Origin of the sequence: Paraburkholderia sp. RL17-337-BIB-A, assembly GCF_046025895.1 — a bacterium.
GTDB lineage: Bacteria > Pseudomonadota > Gammaproteobacteria > Burkholderiales > Burkholderiaceae > Paraburkholderia > Paraburkholderia fungorum_C.
The window spans coordinates 205,238-224,410 of record NZ_JARESY010000003.1 but is presented as its reverse complement, the minus strand read 5'-3'; the positions used below and the strand labels follow the sequence as shown (position 1 = coordinate 224,410).

Annotated in this window: 15 protein-coding genes; 9 read left to right on the top strand and 6 right to left on the bottom strand. The window is 57.5% G+C overall.

Translation table 11 applies throughout. From position 1 onward, the window contains the following. Positions 1 to 77: 77 nt before the first annotated feature. Both P0D84_RS38780 and P0D84_RS38775 read right to left on the bottom strand, forming a co-directional pair. A complete protein-coding gene (locus P0D84_RS38780) occupies positions 78 to 1,370 on the bottom strand; it encodes an MFS transporter (protein ID WP_408346983.1) in 1,293 nt (430 codons plus the stop codon). 128 nt (positions 1,371 to 1,498) lie between these two features. Then, positions 1,499 to 2,440: a GntR family transcriptional regulator gene (locus P0D84_RS38775; protein ID WP_408346980.1), complete on the bottom strand. Its 942-nt coding sequence runs from the start codon at positions 2,438 to 2,440 to the stop codon at positions 1,499 to 1,501. Between the two features lie 207 nt (positions 2,441 to 2,647). Between P0D84_RS38775 and acnA the strand changes: the two genes are divergently transcribed. The 4 genes from acnA to P0D84_RS38755 are packed head-to-tail and all read left to right on the top strand — an operon-like array spanning position 2,648 to position 8,225. Beyond that, a complete protein-coding gene (gene acnA, locus P0D84_RS38770) occupies positions 2,648 to 5,245 on the top strand; it encodes an aconitate hydratase AcnA (RefSeq protein WP_408346977.1) in 2,598 nt (865 codons plus the stop codon). Positions 5,246 to 5,247: 2 nt separating this feature from the next. Next, complete coding sequence (locus P0D84_RS38765; protein ID WP_408346974.1) at positions 5,248 to 6,321, top strand: lactonase family protein; 1,074 nt, start codon at positions 5,248 to 5,250, stop codon at positions 6,319 to 6,321. Between the two features lie 3 nt (positions 6,322 to 6,324). Further along, the gene (gene prpF, locus P0D84_RS38760; protein WP_408346972.1) at positions 6,325 to 7,491 is read left to right on the top strand and encodes a 2-methylaconitate cis-trans isomerase PrpF; all 1,167 of its coding nucleotides are present in this window, start codon (positions 6,325 to 6,327) and stop codon (positions 7,489 to 7,491) included. Continuing rightward, entirely contained in the window at positions 7,488 to 8,225 is a 738-nt protein-coding gene (locus tag P0D84_RS38755) for a transporter substrate-binding domain-containing protein (protein WP_408346969.1), read from the top strand. The genes prpF and P0D84_RS38755 overlap by 4 nt, the downstream gene beginning before the upstream one ends. 56 nt (positions 8,226 to 8,281) lie before the next feature. Here P0D84_RS38755 and P0D84_RS38750 read toward each other — a convergent pair whose 3' ends face one another. Next, positions 8,282 to 8,857 (bottom strand): SIR2 family NAD-dependent protein deacylase, encoded by a 576-nt coding sequence (locus P0D84_RS38750; RefSeq protein ID WP_408346966.1) that lies wholly within the window; start codon positions 8,855 to 8,857, stop codon positions 8,282 to 8,284. Between the two features lie 1,082 nt (positions 8,858 to 9,939). Further along, entirely contained in the window at positions 9,940 to 10,791 is an 852-nt protein-coding gene (locus tag P0D84_RS38745; RefSeq protein ID WP_408346963.1) for a hypothetical protein, read from the bottom strand. A gap of 511 nt (positions 10,792 to 11,302) precedes the next feature. Here P0D84_RS38745 and P0D84_RS38740 point away from each other — a divergent pair. Continuing rightward, complete coding sequence (locus P0D84_RS38740; RefSeq protein ID WP_408349675.1) at positions 11,303 to 11,692, top strand: nucleotidyl transferase AbiEii/AbiGii toxin family protein; 390 nt, start codon at positions 11,303 to 11,305, stop codon at positions 11,690 to 11,692. Between the two features lie 47 nt (positions 11,693 to 11,739). On the opposite strand, the gene P0D84_RS38735 is transcribed toward P0D84_RS38740, so the two are convergent. Together P0D84_RS38735 and parA are read right to left on the bottom strand one after the other, a co-directional pair. After that, the gene (locus P0D84_RS38735; protein WP_408346960.1) at positions 11,740 to 12,753 is read right to left on the bottom strand and encodes a ParB/RepB/Spo0J family partition protein; all 1,014 of its coding nucleotides are present in this window, start codon (positions 12,751 to 12,753) and stop codon (positions 11,740 to 11,742) included. Continuing rightward, positions 12,746 to 13,438 (bottom strand): ParA family partition ATPase, encoded by a 693-nt coding sequence (gene parA / locus P0D84_RS38730; RefSeq protein WP_408346957.1) that lies wholly within the window; start codon positions 13,436 to 13,438, stop codon positions 12,746 to 12,748. The genes P0D84_RS38735 and parA overlap by 8 nt, the downstream gene beginning before the upstream one ends. Before the next feature lie 1,570 nt (positions 13,439 to 15,008). On the opposite strand from parA, the gene P0D84_RS38725 reads away from it, so the two are divergent. The 4 genes from P0D84_RS38725 (at position 15,009) to P0D84_RS38710 (ending at position 18,911) form a co-directional block, all read left to right on the top strand. Continuing rightward, a protein-coding gene (locus P0D84_RS38725) for an IS3 family transposase (protein ID WP_408346954.1) occupies positions 15,009 to 16,144 on the top strand; the annotation gives its coding sequence in 2 pieces (ribosomal slippage) (positions 15,009 to 15,273 and positions 15,273 to 16,144; 1,137 coding nt in all). A gap of 704 nt (positions 16,145 to 16,848) precedes the next feature. Further along, on the top strand, positions 16,849 to 17,163 hold the full coding sequence (locus P0D84_RS38720; RefSeq protein WP_408346951.1) for a transposase: 315 nt from the start codon (positions 16,849 to 16,851) through the stop codon (positions 17,161 to 17,163). Next, entirely contained in the window at positions 17,160 to 17,591 is a 432-nt protein-coding gene (locus tag P0D84_RS38715; protein WP_408346948.1) for an IS3 family transposase, read from the top strand. Before P0D84_RS38720 ends, P0D84_RS38715 begins: the two co-directional genes overlap by 4 nt. Before the next feature lie 642 nt (positions 17,592 to 18,233). Then, a complete protein-coding gene (locus tag P0D84_RS38710; RefSeq protein ID WP_459252228.1) occupies positions 18,234 to 18,911 on the top strand; it encodes a reverse transcriptase domain-containing protein in 678 nt (225 codons plus the stop codon). The last annotated feature ends 262 nt before the right edge of the window (positions 18,912 to 19,173 follow it).

Sequence of the window (19,173 nt, the reverse complement as noted above, 5' to 3'; positions counted from 1 at the left end):
CTCGCAAACCTCCGATTGGTAGACCCCGCGAGCCTGCTAAGTGAGCTACCTTCTCCTGCGCGACAAACTGCCCGAATTCACGTTGCGACTTGCGCGTTCGTTTCTTCGCGTTCAGGAATCATCGGCGAACGTGTCATCGTCAGTACCACCGTCGCACCGGCCAACAGAAGCAGGCCGGCGATGCCGAAGGCCCAGTCGAAGCTGCCCGTCTCTGCGATGACGTATCCCGTCGCAATCGGCGCAATCATGCCAAAGATTTGCCCGCCAACCACGACGAATGCCATAGCCTTCGCGACATCACGTGAGCTTGGCAACAGGTCATTCAGAAGCGCGAAGTTGAGCGACGTAGTGGACGCAATTCCGGTCAGCGTAATGGAAAACACGACCAACAAAACCAAGAGATTCGACGTGAACGGCACTGTCAGAATTGTGGCTCCGGTCAGCATCGCGAGTGCGACTGCATTACGACGACGTCCCGTGGCCACATCTCCCTTCTTGAGGTACCAGTCACTCAGCCGACCTGCGACGATACAGAGAATCACAGATGCTGCGTAAGGGACGGCAGAGAAGAGCCCGGTGTGTGTAATGCTCAGGTGACGCGTCACCTGCAGGTAACTCGGCAGCCAGGTCAGAAAAAGGTATTGCGTGTAAACGTTGCAGCCTTGCGCAATCGCCAACCCCCACAACGTCGGAGACCGCATCAGCGAAAGGAAGCTTGAAGGGCTATCTCCGTGCAGCGTTGCGCCTACGGGCTTGGAATCCCGCTGCTGCACGATTTTTTCGCGCTCTTCAGGTTTCAGCCACCGCGCCTTCTCTGGTGCATCGAAAAATATGAGCCATGCCGCGAGCCAGACAAAGCCAATTGCGCCTGCGATAACGAACGAAATTCTCCACCCGAAAAGCGCGATGAGCGAACCCAGCAAGACCGAGCAGATAGCCGGGCCGGCGTAGGAGCCGCTGTTGAACACGGACGTCACCATTCCCCGTTCGCTAGCGGGAATCCATTGGCGAATGACTTTTGCACCAACCGGATTGCTGGTGGATTCGCCTGCACCCATCACGAGTCGAGCACACATCAGACTGACGAATGAGGTCGTGAGACCCGTCAGTGCGGTGGCCGCAGACCATACAAAAATCCCGACTCCCGCCATGCGCTTTGTCCCGAACCGGTCAATCATGTACCCCATCGGCAATAGAAATAGCGCGTAGCTCCAGATGAACGACGAGAAAAGGTACCCCATTCCGACAGCGGACAGTTTGAACTCTGCCGCAATGGGCTTCGCTGCAATTGAGAGCGCGATACGGTCCATGTAATTAATCATGGACAGGCAAAAGAGAAAAAGGGCTATCCAGCCTCGGCGATACGACATGCTCGTCTCCATGTTCCAGAGTCTCGGACACCCGATATGGGGCGGCTCGGTTTTAAGCGTTTTATGAGCACAAAACGCACTTGGTTGCAAAAAAACGCGGTCGAGGGGACCGCAATGGCTAATCTGCCTCACGTTGGGGTCGTGAACACCTCCTGCGCGTGAACTTTGGCGCGTCGCGCACCTTCGATGTGGTCGCGCAAGAGCGCCGCTGCACGAAGCAGGTCGTTTTGAGCGATGGCTTCGAGAATAGCCAGGTGCTCCAGCGCCTGTCCCTGCCGGGGCTTGCGAGCTTTCGCCTGCCGGTACTCCACGAGGCGGCGAAGTCGGTTCATGCGCCGCACCGATTGCGTAATGAACCGGTTCCCCGACCACTTCGCAATCGTTTCGTGGAACTCGCTATTGGCTTCGAAGAGTTCAACCGAATTCATGGTCAGATAGCCACCTTCAGCAATGAACCGCTGGCGTCGGCGCAGGTCATCCAGTTCCAGTCGATTAACGCTGAACGTCGGTGACATTATCCCGGTCGGTTCGATGGCCGCACGAAACAGATAGCTCTCCTCGTACGCCTCAACAGAGTCAATCATTGGCATGAACTGCCAGCCGTGACCGACTTGCCTTTCAAGCCAGCCTTCTTCCTGCATGCGCGAGAGTACGCGCCGGAGCTCGCTGCGCGAGACATCGTACTGCCGCATCAGGTCGGCCTCTGTCACATCGTCGGGAAGCCGGCGGGCAAGGCGGTCTTCTGCAATCTTCAGATATAGCGGGTCATCCGGCTCGTTGAAGAATTGCTCGGCAACATCCGTCATGTCGCGCGCGGGCTTTGCCATGAAGAACCCGCGATTCACGTCGTAGTAGACCACCCCCAGCGATACGAGATGATGAAGGGCCACATTGACGGGTGTGCGCGAGGTGCCGATTTTCTCCGCAAGCACCGACTCCGCAAGCCGGTCGCCATAAGCAAGGTCTTCACGCCGGGCAAGCGCGAGGATTTCACGTGCAACCCGAGTCTGCAACGGTGTTAGCGCGGAAGTGGATTCAGAGGATGCGGTCATGTCTGTGGCGGGCAGCAAATGGCCATTCAGGCTAGCCGGGTGTGGCGATGCTGCTGAAAAGCCGGGATGTGATTGTGCCATTGCCAGATACCTCCAGTGACCGGCGGGACCGTTGCCGCCAGGGAAACCACTCACATCGACTGCGTTTGCATATTGCGTTTTCTAATCATAGAATGCACTTCATACGAACGCAAGCAGCCCTGCAATACCCTGGAGAAAACCCCGATGTCCACCTCGCTTTCCAATCATTCGGTTGAATTCGCCCACGTCGCCGCGGCACTGGAATCGCTCGACGCCACTGCATTTGCCCGTATGCCATACAGCGTTCGCGTGTTCGCCGAAAACATCGTTCGACGACAGTCGGCCCACGATGCGGCCCGTTATCTGGAGGTGCTCGCCCAGCGTCGCCGCGACATGGACTTTCCGTATTACCCCGCGCGCGTCGTCCTGCAGGATTTGCTAGGCACGCCAGCCCTCGTCGACCTCGCCGGAATGCGCGATGCGATTGCGGAAAGCGGCGGCGACCCGCGCACCATTAATCCCGTCGTGCCAACCCAGCTCGTTGTCGACCATTCGCTGAACGTCGAAATTGACGGCAGCGACCCCGAGGCCATGTCGAAGAATATGGCTATTGAGCAGCAGAAAAACGCGGAACGATTTGAGTTTCTGGGATGGTGTAAGCAGGCGTTCTCAAACCTCGACGTCCTCATGCCTGGCAACGGCATCCTGCATCAGGTGAACATCGAGCATCTCTCACCTGTCATCCAGGTGAAGGATGGAATTGCATTTCCCGACACGCTGGTCGGCACCGATAGCCACACGACGATGATTAACGCGATTGGTGTGCTTGGCTGGGGCGTTGGCGGTATTGAGGCGGAATCGGTCATGCTGGGCCGCGCGGTCTGGCTGCGGCTTCCGACCATCGTAGGTGTCGAACTGAAGGGACGACGACAGGCCGGCGTAACGGCAACTGACCTTGTGCTAGCTATCACAGAATTCCTGCGGCAACAGAAAGTGGTCGGCACAATTATCGAGTTCTACGGTGATGGAGCGCGCGCAATGACGCTGAGCGACCGGGCGACCATCTCGAACATGGCGCCCGAATTCGGTGCCACGTCGGCCCTGTTCGCAATCGACGAAAATACGCTCGACTTTATGCGCCTGACCGGCCGGACGAACGCGCAGATTGCGCTGACCGAAGACTATGCCAAAGCACAGGGTCTCTGGGCCGACGACCTCGCTGGCGCTGAATATGACAGGCTGCTTTCGTTCGACCTGTCGACCGTCGGTCGGGCGCTTGCAGGACCGGCGAATCCGCACGACCGCGTACCGCTTTCGAGCCTGGTTTCTAGCGGCATTGCGAAGCCTCAGAGAAGGCTTGAAGGAAGCGACGCGGCTGCCGCGGGTAAGCTCGCAAATGGTTCAATCGTCATAGCAGCCATTACAAGCTGCACCAACACATCCAACCCTCGCAACATGATTGCCGCTGGCCTGCTTGCGCAGAAGGCTCTCAAGAGAGGCCTGCAACGCAAACCGTGGGTCAAGGCGTCGCTCGCGCCTGGCTCGAAACCGGTGGAAAGCTATCTGCGAGCGGCAAACCTCATGGCGCCGCTCGAAGCGTTGGGATTCGGCATCATCGGGTTCGGCTGCACCTCATGCAACGGCATGTCGGGTCCGTTGCCCAAGTCTATCGAGGATGAAATCGTGAGCCGTGACGTCCACGCGGTCGCGGTGCTATCCGGCAATCGCAACTTCAATGGCCGTATTCACCCACGAGTCAAGGAAGCGTTCCTCGCATCGCCGCCGCTGGTAGTGGCGTATGCAATTGCCGGAACGATTGACATCGACATTGAGCGTGCCTCGCTGGGAACTGATTCTGAGGGGAATCCCGTCTACTTGAACGAGCTCTGGCCGAGCGACGACGAAATCGACCAGCTACTTAAGGAGAGCATTCATGGCGAGGAATACGTCCGTATCTACGCCGAAATGTTCCGGAAGAACGAGCAGCTTGATTCCAGTAGCGACGTCCCGGCGCGCTTCCCGTGGCGCGACGACAGTAACTATATTCGCCGCCCACCATACTGGCAGAAGAGTCTCACGCAACCTGCGGCCTTCGGGGCGATGCGCGCAATCGGCGTGTTTGGTGACAATGTGACGACGGACGACCTCTCCCCGTCCGGCGCGATTTTGCCGGAAAGCGCGGCTGGCGAGTACCTCATATCGCACGGAGTCAATCAACCCGAATTCAACTCCTATGGCACGCGCCGCGGCGACCACAAAGTTGCCATTCGCGCGACGTTTGCGAACAACCGTCTACACAACGAAATGGCAGGTGGAAAGGAAGGCTCGGTGACGCGTGTCGAGCCCGAAGGCCAGATGATGCGTCTCTTTGATGCCGCAGAGCATTACATGGCGAAGGGCCAAGAGCTGATTGTCGTGGCCGGTAAAAATTATGGCTCGGGCTCATCCCGCGATTGGGCTGCCAAAGGCGTACGGCTCATCGGCGTGCGCGCGGTTGTCTGCGAAAACTTCGAACGTATCCACCGTTCGAATCTTGTGGGGATGGGAGTATTGCCGCTGGAATTCACGGAGGATGTGAGTCGCCACACCCTTCAAATCGACGGCTCCGAATTATTCGCAATTCAAGGCACGGGTGAACGCATCGGACCCGCCATGTTGCTAACGCTGCGCATCACACGGAAATCTGGCGAAGTGATAACCACGCCTGTGCGTTGCCGCATCGACACGGAGGAGGAAGCGGAAATCTTCTGCGCTGGCGGGTTGCTGCCGCGTATTGCAGAAGAGCTTCGCATGGCGGCTTAATCATGACGCGCATCTTTGCTTATGTCGGTTGTCGAACGACGCGCGAGCGCCGTGCCGAGGGAACTGGAATCAGTGTCTATGAGGTAGATGCGTCTGGCGCCTGGCAGCATTTACAGACAGTTGAGCCAATCACGAACCCCAGCTTCCTTGCCCTCAGTACGTCACGAAAGACACTGTACACAGTACATGGCGACGGTGACGCGGTCAGTGCATTCAGAATCGACTCACGAACTGGACAGTTGACGCTGCTCAACAGCCAGACGGGCGCAGGACACAATCCCGTGCACCTTGATTTCAACCGTGATGGGACGATGCTCGCGGTTGCTGGCTACGCCACCGGTACCGCAACCTTGTTTCCGCTGGCGGAAGATGGGTCACTCGAACCACCCCGTGCGCCTCACATGTTCGAGGGAGAGCCGGGTCCGCATCGCATCGAACAGAAATCGTCTCACCCCCACTACATCGGGCGCTACGTCACACAACGCTTCGATACGGACTGGCACATCGTGCCGGATAAGGGGCTCGACACGGTGTTCGCCATCAGCTGGACCGACGACGGCCACCCAGCAGTTCAGGCAGCGCGTACGCGCGAAGGCGCAGGTCCACGGCACGCATCGTTCCACCCGGTGCTGCCACTGGTCTATGTCGCAAACGAACTCGATTCAACATTGACGACATGGTCCTTTGACCCTCGCAGGGGTCAGCTCGATGCGTTGCACACCGTATCGACAATCCCTTCGCATTTTCACGGGTCCACACGTGCGGCCGGCATCGCCATATCCCCCGATGGACGTGCCGTGTACGTCAGCAACCGTGGTCACGACACAATCGCGACCTTCCAGCTCGACGCGTCTACAGGTCAGCCCGGCAATGCCCATTGGGAGTCCACCAGAGGGCAGTGCCCCCGCTTTCTGTGTATTGGCCCTGACAACCACACGCTCTACGTCGCCAACGAATCCTCGCACAGTATCGAGCAGTACCAACTCGACGCAGACAGTAAAACCCCGGTATCGACCGGACGCTCCATCAAGACAGGAAGCCCGGTAAGTATCACATTTGCAATCGCAGAGGACTAGAACATGGCACAGATTGGCATCAAGGCTACCTATATGCGCGGCGGCACGAGCAAAGGCGTGTTTTTTCGGGCAGACAGCCTGCCGTCTAACGTCGAAGAGCTCGACAGAATTCTGTTGCGCGTCATTGGTAGCCCCGACCCCTATGGCCAGCAGATTGACGGCATGGGTGGCGCGACCTCCAGCACGAGCAAAGTTGTAATTGTTGGCCCATCATCACGTGAAGATTGCGACGTCGACTATCGGTTCGGTCAGGTTGCAATTGACAGGCCTGTGGTTGACTGGTCGGGCAACTGTGGGAACCTGACGTCCGCTGTTGGACCCTTCGCCATCGCTCAAGGCTTTCTCGATGCGCCGCGAAATGGCATTGCAACCGTTCGAATCTGGCAAGCAAACATCAATGCAAAGATTGTTGCCTATGTACCGATGCGCGACGGCGCCGTCGTAGAAGAAGGTGAGTTCGAGCTCGACGGTGTGACCTTTCCCGCCGCCGAAATCAAGATTGAGTTCCTTGACCCCAGCGGGGACGGCGGCGACGAAGGCGGCAGCATGTTTCCGACTTCGAGCGCCTTGGACACTCTCGATGTGCCAGGAGTGGGTCCCGTCGAGTTGACGATGATTAACGCGGGCAATCCTGCAATTTTTGTCGACGCATCGGCACTCGGTCTCAAAGGTAACGAACTGCAGCGCGACGTTAATGGCAATGCAGAGCTTCTACGCAAAGCTGAGGCTATTCGCTCACACGCAGCAGTTCACATGGGTCTCGCAATGTCAGCTGAAGAAGCTACAAACCTTCGCCCTCACACTCCGAAGCTGGCTTTTGTCGCAAAACCGTTGAGCTACGTCTCATCCAGTGGCAAGGAGGTCGACGCGGCAACGCTGGACATCAACGCGCGCATTTTCTCGATGGGCAAGCTCCATCACGCGATGACCGGCACAGGAGCCGTGGCTATCGCGGTGGCTGCTGCCATCCCCGGGACCTTGGTTAACCGACTCGTGCCAGACTCGACCGGGTCAATAAACTTTGGGCATCCGTCGGGTAGCCTCGAAGTGGGCGCTGAGGCAAGACAATACAATGGAAACTGGACGGTCACGAAAGCAATCATGAGTCGCAGCGCGCGTAGGCTGATGGAAGGATTTGTCTATGTGTCTTCTTCGGTACGTGAACAATGAACGCAGTCGATAGTGCACTGTGCGAGGCATTCGCACCGTCGGGTGTACTGCGAGTGTCGATAAACTTCGGCAATCCGGTGCTTGCGACGCGGGGGACCAACGGCGAGCCACAAGGCATCTCCGTCGACCTAGCGACCGAACTTGCACGGCGAATGGACCTGCCACTTCGGTTCGTCACATTCGATGCAGCCGGAAAGTCTGTGGCGGCCGTCGCAGCGGGCGACGCTGACTTCGGCTTTTTCGCTTTCGACCCAGTCCGCGGCAAAGAAATTGCGTTCACCAGGCCGTACTTGCTCATTGAAGGCAGTTATCTGGTTCGGTCAGAATCGCACATTCAAACGAACGACGATGTAGACAGGAGCGGCGTGCGGCTCGCCGTCGGCACAGGGAGCGCGTATGACCTATTTCTGACGCGCGAACTCAAGCACGCTGAAATCGTTCGGGGCTCAACTTCCCCAGAAGTCGTGAACACGTTTCTACGTGACGGGCTGGACGTTGCAGCTGGCGTAACGCAGCAACTGTTGGCTGACGCCAAACGTCTTGGCGGCCTGCGGCTGTTGCGTGGGAACTTCATGGTAATCCGACAGGCCATGGGTGTTGCAAAATCTCGAGGAGATGAAGTCGCCACGTGGCTTGATTGTTTCGTTTCGGAGATGGTCCGAACCGGCGTTCTGCGCAGAGCCGTAGCGCGACATCAAATAGGTGCGATGTCCGCACCTGAAGTGAAGCCGTAACACCGATGGTAGCCGCTGGCCGGCCGCGAGATTTGTTTCCCACAACAGACTGACTGTCAACGCGATGCAAGCAGCTTCAGTGTCGCGGCGCAATTGCCTTCGAATCCAACGCCATGCGACGGGCTCGTGTTTGGGTCCCGAAGGTTTATGCGAATGAGCCTACCACGCGCGTTCCGCTCGCTGAACCGTCGTACTGTTGGCAGGGCTTTCCCCGCGCCGAGTTCGATAACGACAGGTTTCGATACCAACGAAATCCAGGCTTCCAGACGCTCCCGTTGCCTTTCATAGGTCACGTCTACCCACCCCCAATCTCCGAACATCAGGATATTTGGCCGCGCAAGCGCACCGCAGCGCGGACAACGGGGCAGAGCGCTTTCCAGCTCAGAGGTTTTTTCATTTACGAGCGGATGAAATTCCTCAGCCGACCACGTATCGTTTGTACAGGCATCAAGACATTGAAGTGTGTGAATCGACCCGTGGCATTCGTGGACTCGGCCTTCGGAGAACCCCGCTTTTTGGAACTGTCCATCAACATTACTCGTGAACACGAATGCGCCCCGAGGAATGCGGTCCGCCCATCTGCGCAAAATCGAGAAGCCCTCGTGCGGGACCGTCTCACGATAGAGTGACACTCGTCCATCGTAAGACCCCGTCAACTGACGCTGACGGATGACGACAGTTGAATACTGAGAGCATGCCCATCGGTTGCGCCCATAAGCGTCCCGGACATTAAGGTTGAAGCGGCAGTCAGTGCACCTGTGATCTGTCCAAGATCCAGTTGGATGCCCTCCCCCGCCGTGGATCTCACGGCGTCGATGCCGTCCTGTCAGTTCAGGGACGGGCCTGTTTTCAAAGCCGCTCCGGAATACATCGTGCGGCCCCTAAAGCTACGGTTCTGCCGACTAACGATGGACGTAGTTGCGGTCGGAGAAGATTAAAGATTGGTGCGCTCCCCTCTCGTAATCGGGTCGGATCAACGCTGATCGTCGCCCAAGCTAGCCACGGGTCCAGTACAGATTACGTAGTATTTGATACAGACATAGTGTTCACCCGGATGCATGGGCACGATTTCGGGCCATCAGGACGGCCGGCCGGGGCGCGAAGAAAGTCACAACGACGAATTTCGTGAAACATTTCATTTGACGCATTATTTTTCCGCAACAAATCAATGACTTAGTGCTTCCAACTTCGTGTCTGGTGTGTTTCACGGGCACTACATCGGAAAATGACCTTCCGCTGCGGGGCGTGGTGCCTGACAGGGCACAACCATGGCGAAAATTTGACGTTGTTGATCGTACTAGGCCAAATTCTTTAGAGATACTGAACATCCTCCTGTGTTGTCCAATAGTTTAGGTTAGGCTTCATCCGTCCATCAACCCAGAAACCGCGAAAAAGCCATGGACACCCCCCAACAAGCTGCACCGTAACGACGGGTGGTGTAGTTTGCAGCGATTCTCGCGATCACGGTCTTTCAGTTATCGTTCGCGCAGAACTATCACGCCGCTCAAGGTCTGGCTCGCGCTGTCCACAGTGCGCCGTCTACATGTTCCTGCGTTGCTCGTTCCGCGAGGAGGCGGCCCGCTCACTGACGGCCAAACTCTGGCGGTACGGCAACCCTATTGCCACTTGTAGACAGGAATTACCCACCACGAGCACGGCTTTTCGGTGTGTGCGCTTTTTTGCCAAATTCAGTATATCGATTTTTGGTCAGGCCTCACCGGCCGCTGGGCTTTACCTCGCGGAGCCACATGGCCATCATCGCAACACGAGTTTCGTTGGCGGGGTCGTCTGCGTCGCAGTGAAACTCGAGAACCAGCTTCCCTGTCGTTCCGCGCTTCACCTTTACGGCGACAGCGTTCCCTTCGAGCCCCACGAACCTGTTCATTAACTCCTGTTGCGACAGTATCGGGATGGACGAGCGCGCCGCGATTGCCACCTGTCGAATAGCCTCGATTCCACGTAGCTTTATTAATTGAATCAATTGCCAACCCACTGTAAATGTCAGAGCTTGGCCCGGAAAGAGCAATTTAACTTCTTCCGGTAGACCCGCGATCTTGGAAGCTTTCACCAGTCGGGCATGGTCAACGCTCAAGACTTGAGCCGCTTCGCGCGTCGATGACCACAGCCCTGAACGTAGTCCATCCCGATACCTTTGATCGAGCGCTAAAGGTCGCTCGTTCGAATACGCCCGGTATGAAGTGCCAGCGACCTCGTCGCCACACAAAAGCGCGCATAGTTGCGTCCTCGACTTCCCGGCTGGATCTATGGTCACCGCGCGCATTTTAAGCCGTTCGAGGCCTTGCTCATTGCTGGCACGGATCAATTCCCGCGCCGTGCGATTCACAATACCTGTGTGCTTGAAGAGACCAAGAATTTCGCCTGGAAACTCCGAGATCTTCACCGCTTGTTGAAGCCGAGTAGCGCTTGCCTTTAGATTGAGGGCTGCGAGTTGCCTCGATCCCTCTCGCAGCGTATTCCAATGTCGGCCGAGCCCTGCCCGGTAGATTTCCGCAAGGCGGAGCGGATCGTCCACTGCAGCCTTAGCCGCGATAGTTGTTCGAATCATCATGTACTCAGGTTAAGGCTGCAGTATCACCGATACGCCGCAACTATTTTTTTGGAAGAGGCGCAAAAAGGCAGTTCTATCCAGAAAATTTAACGATCAAACCTATGCATACTTCCGGCGAACTCAGTCGCGATACCCAGGCACCGTCCTATTCGAGAGCATTTTCCGCTCGGATGGTGATTCTCCTAGATGCTATGGGAGGGCTGTGGAAGTGAGCCCGCTGAAGTAAAAGGAGATTTCCAGACTCGTTTCTCCAAAGGAGCACGCAAAATGGATGCGACTGACACAGCCCTCCCATAGCATCTAGCAAATAGATTTTCTTGAGTAATACCCACGCCATTTGCGTGGTGAATTGGGAAGCGCACGCCGCCCTGGTTGAGTTGTTGCGCGCAACGGGCTTCTTCACGCCCCCCACAGACCAGCACGCGGTGACGTTCGAGGGTCGGAAGGTCGGCCCTCCCATGTCGCTCGATCTCGTTCCGTTCGGCCGCGCCGAGCACCGCAAGGCGCGATCGCCTGGCCGCAGAAGGAAGACTTCGTGATGAACGTGCTGGGGTTTCGCGAAGCGGTAGACAACGCCATCCAGATCGACATCGGCGAGGGCGTCGTCGTGCCCGTAGTGTCTCTGCCGGCCCTCGCCCTCCTGAAGCTTCTTGCATGGCATGACCGGCGCGCGCGGGGAAACAAGGACGCTTTCGACCTTCGCCTTATCCTTACCCTTCCCAACTACCTGGAGGCGGCGGAGGAGCGGATCTGGGAGATCGCTGGTGACCTCCTCACGGCCTACGAGTTCGACGTTGATCTCGCGGCGAGCGCTCTTTTCGGCCGCGAAGCACGCTCGATTGCACTGTCAGGATCACGGAACGCCGTCATCTCATTCCTCACGGATGAGCAAACGTGAGGTGGACCTGTTAGCTTCCTGTGCCGAGCGGACTATGCGCCGGAGGATCACACATCCGACTCCCCGTTGATTTCAAGGCTCCATTCCTCCACTAGCGCCTTTACACGGTCGGCGAGCTTGTGCTGCGCCACCCCTTGAACGCCCTTAAGACTCAGTTCTGTGCGGCCATCGCCGAAGAGCTTCAGTTCCCCTAAATCGATGCCAGTTGGGGTCTTGAATTGAACGCGCGACTGGTAGTGAGGGCGCCGAGATCCCGGGCGCTTGACCGTCGCTTCTGCCAAAGCAGCCTGCTCGAGGCGGCGCACACTGGCCCGGCCTTCCACGATCTCCTGCAACCAGTGTTCCGCGACCTGCTCGCCGGCGCGCTCGTAGATAAGCTTCAGGTTGTACGCATGCGAGAGCCCGAGCGGCTTCGCCGACTGTGCCAGTTTGTTGAAAAAAAGCTGGGGCAATTGGGTCAGGAGCGTGATTTTCGTGACCTGGTTGACCGACTCACCAACGGCCGCAGCCAGTTCGTTGTAGTCGATATAGATACCCTCATCGAGAAGCTTTTTCCACGCGACAGCGTCATCAAATACCGTCTGTTCGTCACGCTCCTTGTTTGCGCGATACGCACGAAGATACAGCTCCTTGGCGCCCAGTGACTCCTCAGAGAGTTCGGCATCAATGTATTCGTTGCCGAGCGCCTTCGCTGCTCTAACGCGCCTCTCACCATCAACTATCACTCGCTTGTCCGGATACTCCGGAAGCTCAGTGATCTTGATGGCGTCTATCTGTCCTTCGTCGCTGAAGCTCTTCGCCAGCGAGTCGATGGTTTGCGGGTTGTAAAACGTCCGCGGGTTATAGGGATTGGATACCAGGTCCGCGAGACGAATCCTGAACCTTCCTTTCCGTGGCAACATTGACGGAGCCAAAGTCGACACTGCGCCCGTTACCCGCGCTGCTTCGCGCTGCGCAGTTTCCACGACGTTATTTTGGGTGAGACGTTCGTCTGCGGACAGGCGTTCTACAGCCATTCCTTGCCGAACGCGGCTTGTAAGATCAAGACGCCCTTTAGCCATTTGCCGCCTCCTCGGTTCGCTCGTTGCTCAAAAGTGCTATCAGCTCCTCCACCAGCGCCTTCAGTTCCTGCTTTGCTTCCTTTTTGCCGGCCCTGACACCTGTCGCGTCGAATACTGTTCGGCCCAGCGCTGCAGCTTGTGGATAACACTCCCGGTCCGACATTGTTGACTCGAACATCAAAACCGACGATTCAGCCAGGAGCTTGCTTAATTCGCGATACAAGATCGACTTTTTATTGGATTTATTCACTAAAATCGCGAATTTCGCTTCCGGACTGGAAGCGCGCGTGCGCTCGATGAGCGCGATCATGCCTTGACTACTCCACATCTCTAGCGGGGAAGTATTGGTCGGCACGATAGTCGCGTCCGCCACGGCGAGAACACGGCCTGTTGTCAAATTCGCGATATTCGGCGGACAATCAATCAATACAATGTCAAAGTCGTTCGCAAGGTTGGCGATTTCCCGCCCGATGTTTCTTTCCAGCTTCGCTATGCTTCCCACACGAAAAGGCAACGCTTTGCTTGGGTCGGTTGTCGCCGCCCAGCTCATGCAAGACTGCTGTTCGTCCGCATCTGCTACGTAGACGTTGTAGCCTTCTTGCGCGAAAGCGGCTGCGAGATTCATCGTAACCGTGGTCTTCCCTACCCCGCCTTTCTGATTCGCAATTGCTATTGCAAGTCCCATTTCATTCTCTCCGTGAATAGCGCACCTGAGTTACGCGCCCCCGAACGGGGATCTCGATTCGCTCCGCGCCGCTCGGGCAAAGGCGTACGGCGCACAAGCTAGAATTTACTTGAGCTCGCCAGAAATGCAAGACCTAATTTCACATATGTGGCACTATTTTTTTAACCACGGTTTGGCGCAACCGCTCATCGTGCATTTCCGGTCGACGAATGAACCCTTCGCCACAACGATTTGATGAATAGCACGGACGGGATGTCACGCTCTTCCACGTGGAAGAATTTGACCCTCACAAGTGCTCCCTTATCAACTCGCTCTGCGTTCCGCACCTACTTTATTTCACGTCGATCACCCCCTTCCTTTCGCAGTTTCAGAATTCGATTTGCGTCGCCCACTGGAACCTCGATGCGAGTGCGGACCGCGTCGTTGGACTGTCGTACGGAAACGGCGCCAACTCGATTCGCAGGGGGACATGGTGTGGTGCACACAAGTCGATGCCTACGGAGGTCTGAGCGCCTGCCGGCAGCCATGCCCCGGGGGCGGCCGCAGTTGAAAGGAACAGAGATCTGCCACGTGGAAGATTTTCCGCTCGCTAAACAAGCCACAGCGGCCACCTTCGTCCCTCACGACAATCTTCCACGTGAAAGACGTGAGTCACGCTGGCATACCGGACCGTGTTGCGCGCGAAAATCACCGCGGTTCTTCCACGTGGAAGAACCGTGTCGGAGCGGACATGGCTATTATCCTGGTGGCTGCGCTGCTATCTAGTCGTCCAATCGCAAACCGCAATCGGTACACAACCTTTCCACGTGGAAGACCCAGATGAGGATCATCCTATTGAAGGCAGCGAGACGCTATCGAATGCAGTACGCAATCTTCCACGTGGAAGACATGAACCAGTTTACTCATAACAAGCCAGGACACCCACGCAGCTGACCATCAGCTGGTGAAGATTGCACCGCCAACTTGTGCAATCGCAAGACCCTCTCAAATGCAGCACCCAATCTTCCACGCGGGAGATTGGGTGCGGGCGGACGTTTATTTATGGAGCTTTGCGCTCTGAAGTGGGCTGACCCGCTGGGTGTCCCGTTGGCCTCGCGCGACTAGCGACTTTCGAACTTTCGGCGCTTTCCGAGTTGTAATTGGTGCGGCCGGATGCCGGGGGTTGGCCTGCATCTTCCACGTGAAAGATGCACGCGCTGCTCGCGACGGACGGAAACATGGCCACATGCGAGTCGACGGCCGTCTGGTTAGCTACCCGTCACTGTCTGCACTCGCGACTCTGGCACGCGGTACGCAGCGCCTTACCATTTGACGCCGCAGGCCCAAAGGGTGGTGACTCGGCTTGTCGATGCCTGCGCGCTGCTCGCCGATCGCACGACCGCCGGGACGAGTCGCCCAACAATGAAAATTCAAATAATAAAAGAATAAATTATAAATTTTTATATTTCATTATTTGTTAGTTACCCAAACAGGAAGGGCACAGAGAGGTGGCCCCGGAAATCTGGACAGTCGGTTAGGTGGAATCGCTGGGTTCTGAGATAGGCATAATGCCTACAAAGGAAACCAGACGATGACGAAGAGAACCCGGCGCACGCACTCAGCGACGTTCAAGGCGAAGGTGGCACTGGCAGCGGTACGTGGCGAGCGCACACTGGCAGAATTGGCGCAGCAGTTTGAGGTTCATCCGAACCAGATCACGGAATGGAAGCGGCAGTTGCAAGACCGAGCGGCCGATGTGTTCGGCGCGGCGGGCGCGCCCGTCAATGAGCCGCCGGTGGATCTGAAGACGCTTCACGCAAAGATCGGCCAATTGGCGCTGGAGAATGATTTTTTGTCCGGCGCGCTCGGCAAGGCAGGCCTGCTGAGCGCAAAGAAATGATTGATCGTGCCCACCCCCTGCCGGTTTCCCGGCAGGTCAAGCTGGTCGGCATTAGCCGATCCTGTGCGTACTACGCGCCGAGCCCGGTCAGTGCCGCGGATCTGGCGCTCATGCGCCGCATCGACGAGTTGCACCTGGAGCATCCGTTTGCCGGCGCGCGCATGTTGATGCGCCTGCTCAAGCGAGAGGGCATAGTGGTCGGACGCAAACACGTCGGCACCTTGATGCGCAAAATGGGCATCGAGGCGCTGTATCGCAAACCGAACTTGAGCCGCAAACATCTGGCTCACAAGATCTGGCCGTACCTGCTGCGCGATCGGAAGATCGAGCGCAGCAACCAGGTGTACGCATTGGACACGACATACGTGCCTATGGCACACGGCTTCGTCTATCTCACTGCTGTGATCGATTGGGCCAGCCGCCGTGTTTTAGCGCACCGAGTCGCGATCACGATGGAGGCTGAGCATGCGGTAGCAGCGCTCGAAGAAGCATTCGCAAAATATGGATTGCCTGAGATCGTCAATACTGATCAAGGCAGCCAATTCACCAGTACGGTCTTCACCGACGCGGTCCTCTCGCGCGGAATCGCTTTGTCGATGGATGGCAAGGGAAGCTGGCGGGACAACGTTTTTATCGAACGACTGTGGCGCAGCGTGAAGTACGAAGAGATATATTTGAAGGCTTATGAGTCCGTCGGCCAGGCACGCAAGTCCATCGCTAACTACCTGACGTGGTACAACCAGCAAAGGCCTCATTCAAGTCTGTCGGACAAGACCCCGGATGAAGCTTACTTCGCGATGCTGCCCGCGATGAAAACGGCAGCGTGACCGCCCAGCGTTCCACTTAAAAATCGAAAAAACTGTCCGAACGAACGGGGCCACCTCTCAGTCGGACCTGAAACGCTTCGGATAGTTGAAAGTCCGACTTTCTCGTCGGATACCTGGGCGGGAGAAGATCCAGTTGAACTTGAGCGCGGCGCAGCCGCGAATTAGCGCTGCGATCAGCGACTTGTGCACCGACGCGCGGCTGAACTAGACTTTGCACGCTGCCGGGGCTCCGCGTTAGCACGATTGATTTGGAGCAGCGGGACGAAACTAAGACGCGCCTGACGCCCCTCCACGAGAGCATCGTAGTTTGGTCAGGAGCAAGGAGGGCTATCAAGATAGCCTCCTGTGAACGGCTGTTCGAAACCGACACTAAACGGCGGCGTCGATCAGAGATACGGAATGGTCGTGCTCTGCTGAGCGGTTTGGTAGTGGTTGGCGCGAAGAGCGGGAGGGCGGTACTGGGTGCGTCGGAAGGAGCCCGTAGGGCGAGTGCAGACGCACCCGACGCGGCTCGTTTCAGGAAGAGGTGACGCTGAAGTCGGGATGCGGTAGAAGGAGGCTTACCGCCGAAGAAACAGGCCCGACACCGGCTCAAACCGCCAAGTTCATTCCGATGTCGAGCCCCACACGCGCACGGGGCACGGGTGCCGTGGAGTTGACCCGGTTTCGTGGACACCTATTCTTTGGAACAGGAGGTGTCCATCATGCAGAGACATCGCACCCCGTACCCGGCGGAATTCCGGGCACAAATGGTTGAACTGGTGCGTGCCGGACGTAAGCCTGAGGAACTCGCGACGGAGTTCGAGCCGACCGCGCAGACCATCTACAACTGGGTCGCACAGGCCGATCGCGATTCAGGTAAGCGTCACGACGGACTGACCACGGCGGAGCGCGAGGAACTGACGCGGCTGCGTCGCGAGAACCGGCAACTCAAGCTAGAGCGAGACATATTGTCAAAAGCCGCGGCCTGGTTCGCCCGGGAGACCGGGACCGTGCCCGACAAGGGTTCGAGTTCATGAAAGCGAATCAGGCCATCTGGCCGATTGTCACCATGGCGCGGCTGCTGGAGGTCTCCGCCAGCGGCTTCTACGCCTGGATCGAGCGCAAACCGTCCGCGCATGCGCGTAGCGATGCGGATCTGCTGTCACGCATCCGTGCAATCTATACGCGCTCACGCGAGACCTACGGGATGCCGCGCATTTATGCGGAGCTCAGCGGACAAGGTATCCACGTCGGGCGCAAGCGGGTTGCGCGCCTGATGCGCATCGCAGGGCTGCGCGGCGTGAGCCGGCGTCGCTGGTTCAGTACTACGCAACGGCAGCCCGATGCGCGGCCAGCGCCGGACCTGGTGCAGCGGCACTTCAACGCCGACGCGCCGAACCAGTTGTGGGTGGCCGACGCCACCTATGGTATGCCCAGCCAGCATGGCCCGCCTGTACGGGGGTGAAGCTGCTTGAGCATGTCTGGAATGCAGGGCCCGGAAGGAGTTGATGGTGTAGTACCGGGGCATGCCCTTCCTCTGCTGCGAGAGGAAGTGAGCCGAAGCGGCGGTGACTTGCTGACACTGGCAAGGTGACGAAATCCGTGGGAAACGGGGCTTGCGGCGAAGCGATTACGCCAAGATGAGCCTCCAGGCTGAGCATGGGACGGTTGAGGAACACGAACCTGTTAAACCGCATCTGAGGGTTGAAGTGTCACCCTTGCCCACATCGCTTTATGGGCAGGACGCAAACTGTCGCTGTACACATGTAGGGATCGGCGACACGAGTGCTGACTGGATACGTATGCCAGTCGGTATGGAACCATGGGGAGTGCGCAGCTAGACCTTGGTGTTTGCGACGACTTGCGGCAAGCAAGGATAAAGACTGCGACAGGCAACCTCGCCCGTGTGTTGAGTCCAGCATGTGAACTGGGGAAGGTCTGCACGAATGCCAAGGGAGTGTGCCCCCGATGACGTGCAGGCTGGCGGAGCCTCCGTAGTAGTCCGAGGTCGGGAAAGCCGGCCACATGGCGAAGGGAGGCAGTTTAAGTGGTTTGCTGGGTTAATTAACTGACCATAGTGAGGTGAAGACCTTTGATAATCAGTGAAATGCAAAGCAAACTGGCGACATGGTCGACGGAGAAAAGAGAGCGCAAGTTCGATCGACTTCTGAGACTGATTGCTGACAAGGATTGGCTGAGCGAAGCGGCTCGTATTACGCTGGCATCCAGCGGAGCCCGCACGCCGGGCGTGGACGGCGTTGACCGGCGCATGATGGAAGCGAATCTCCAGCATGAACTGTCGACGATACGCGATGAGTTGCTGGCGGGCTCGTATAGCCCGCTGCCTGCACGTCGCGTGTACATACCGAAGGCGAACGGCAAGCTCAGACCACTCGGCATCCCTTGTCTACGGGATCGGATTGTGCAAAGGGCTATGCTGATGGTCATGGAGCCTATCTGGGAGAGTGACTTCCATTCGGCTTCATACGGCTTCAGGCCCGCCCGTAGCGTACACCACGCCATCCGCGCCGTGAAGCTTCAGTTGCAGGACGGTGGTGAACACAGTGTCGCCGGACGTTGGGTCATAGAGGGCGACCTCGCCAGCTACTTCGACACCGTTCATCATCGTTTGCTTCTGAAGGGAATCCGCAAGCGGATCGCCGATCAGCGCTTCCTTGCCCTGCTCTGGAAGTTCATCAAGGCGGGCTGCGTTGATCGTGATCTGTTTCGTGCATCGAGCGAAGGCGTTCCTCAAGGCGGTGTCATAGCTCTGCTAACAACATAGCAAACTCGCGGGTAAAATGGGTTCTACGCATTTCAAGGGAGTGTCTGGCGCCGTGGTCCAGAGAATGTCCTGACGTCGATGCGGTTCTCGTCCTGGAGACCCTCGCTCCCGCCGACAGGGAGGCGCGACAATGACCCGAGGACGACGTAAGAACTGGCGTGTCCGTCTTGCCTTTGAACCGAACCGGTATGCCGGCCAACAGCTGCAGAAGGCGTACGAGCAGCTCAGTCCGATAGATTCACGCGCTACGGCACAGCCATCC

Bases quoted from the DNA above. Each gene is read 5' to 3' on its own strand.
- P0D84_RS38720 (WP_408346951.1), top strand. From the start codon at position 16,849: ATGCAGAGACATCGCACCCCGTACCCGGCGGAATTCCGGGCACAAATG.
- P0D84_RS38715 (WP_408346948.1), top strand. From the start codon at position 17,160: ATGAAAGCGAATCAGGCCATCTGGCCGATTGTCACCATGGCGCGGCTG.
- P0D84_RS38710 (WP_459252228.1), top strand. From the start codon at position 18,234: ATGCAAAGCAAACTGGCGACATGGTCGACGGAGAAAAGAGAGCGCAAG.
- P0D84_RS38745 (WP_408346963.1), bottom strand. From the start codon at position 10,791: ATGATTCGAACAACTATCGCGGCTAAGGCTGCAGTGGACGATCCGCTC.
- acnA (WP_408346977.1), top strand. From the start codon at position 2,648: ATGTCCACCTCGCTTTCCAATCATTCGGTTGAATTCGCCCACGTCGCC.
- P0D84_RS38765 (WP_408346974.1), top strand. From the start codon at position 5,248: ATGACGCGCATCTTTGCTTATGTCGGTTGTCGAACGACGCGCGAGCGC.
- P0D84_RS38735 (WP_408346960.1), bottom strand. From the start codon at position 12,753: ATGGCTAAAGGGCGTCTTGATCTTACAAGCCGCGTTCGGCAAGGAATG.
- prpF (WP_408346972.1), top strand. From the start codon at position 6,325: ATGGCACAGATTGGCATCAAGGCTACCTATATGCGCGGCGGCACGAGC.
- P0D84_RS38755 (WP_408346969.1), top strand. From the start codon at position 7,488: ATGAACGCAGTCGATAGTGCACTGTGCGAGGCATTCGCACCGTCGGGT.
- P0D84_RS38780 (WP_408346983.1), bottom strand. From the start codon at position 1,370: ATGTCGTATCGCCGAGGCTGGATAGCCCTTTTTCTCTTTTGCCTGTCC.
- parA (WP_408346957.1), bottom strand. From the start codon at position 13,438: ATGGGACTTGCAATAGCAATTGCGAATCAGAAAGGCGGGGTAGGGAAG.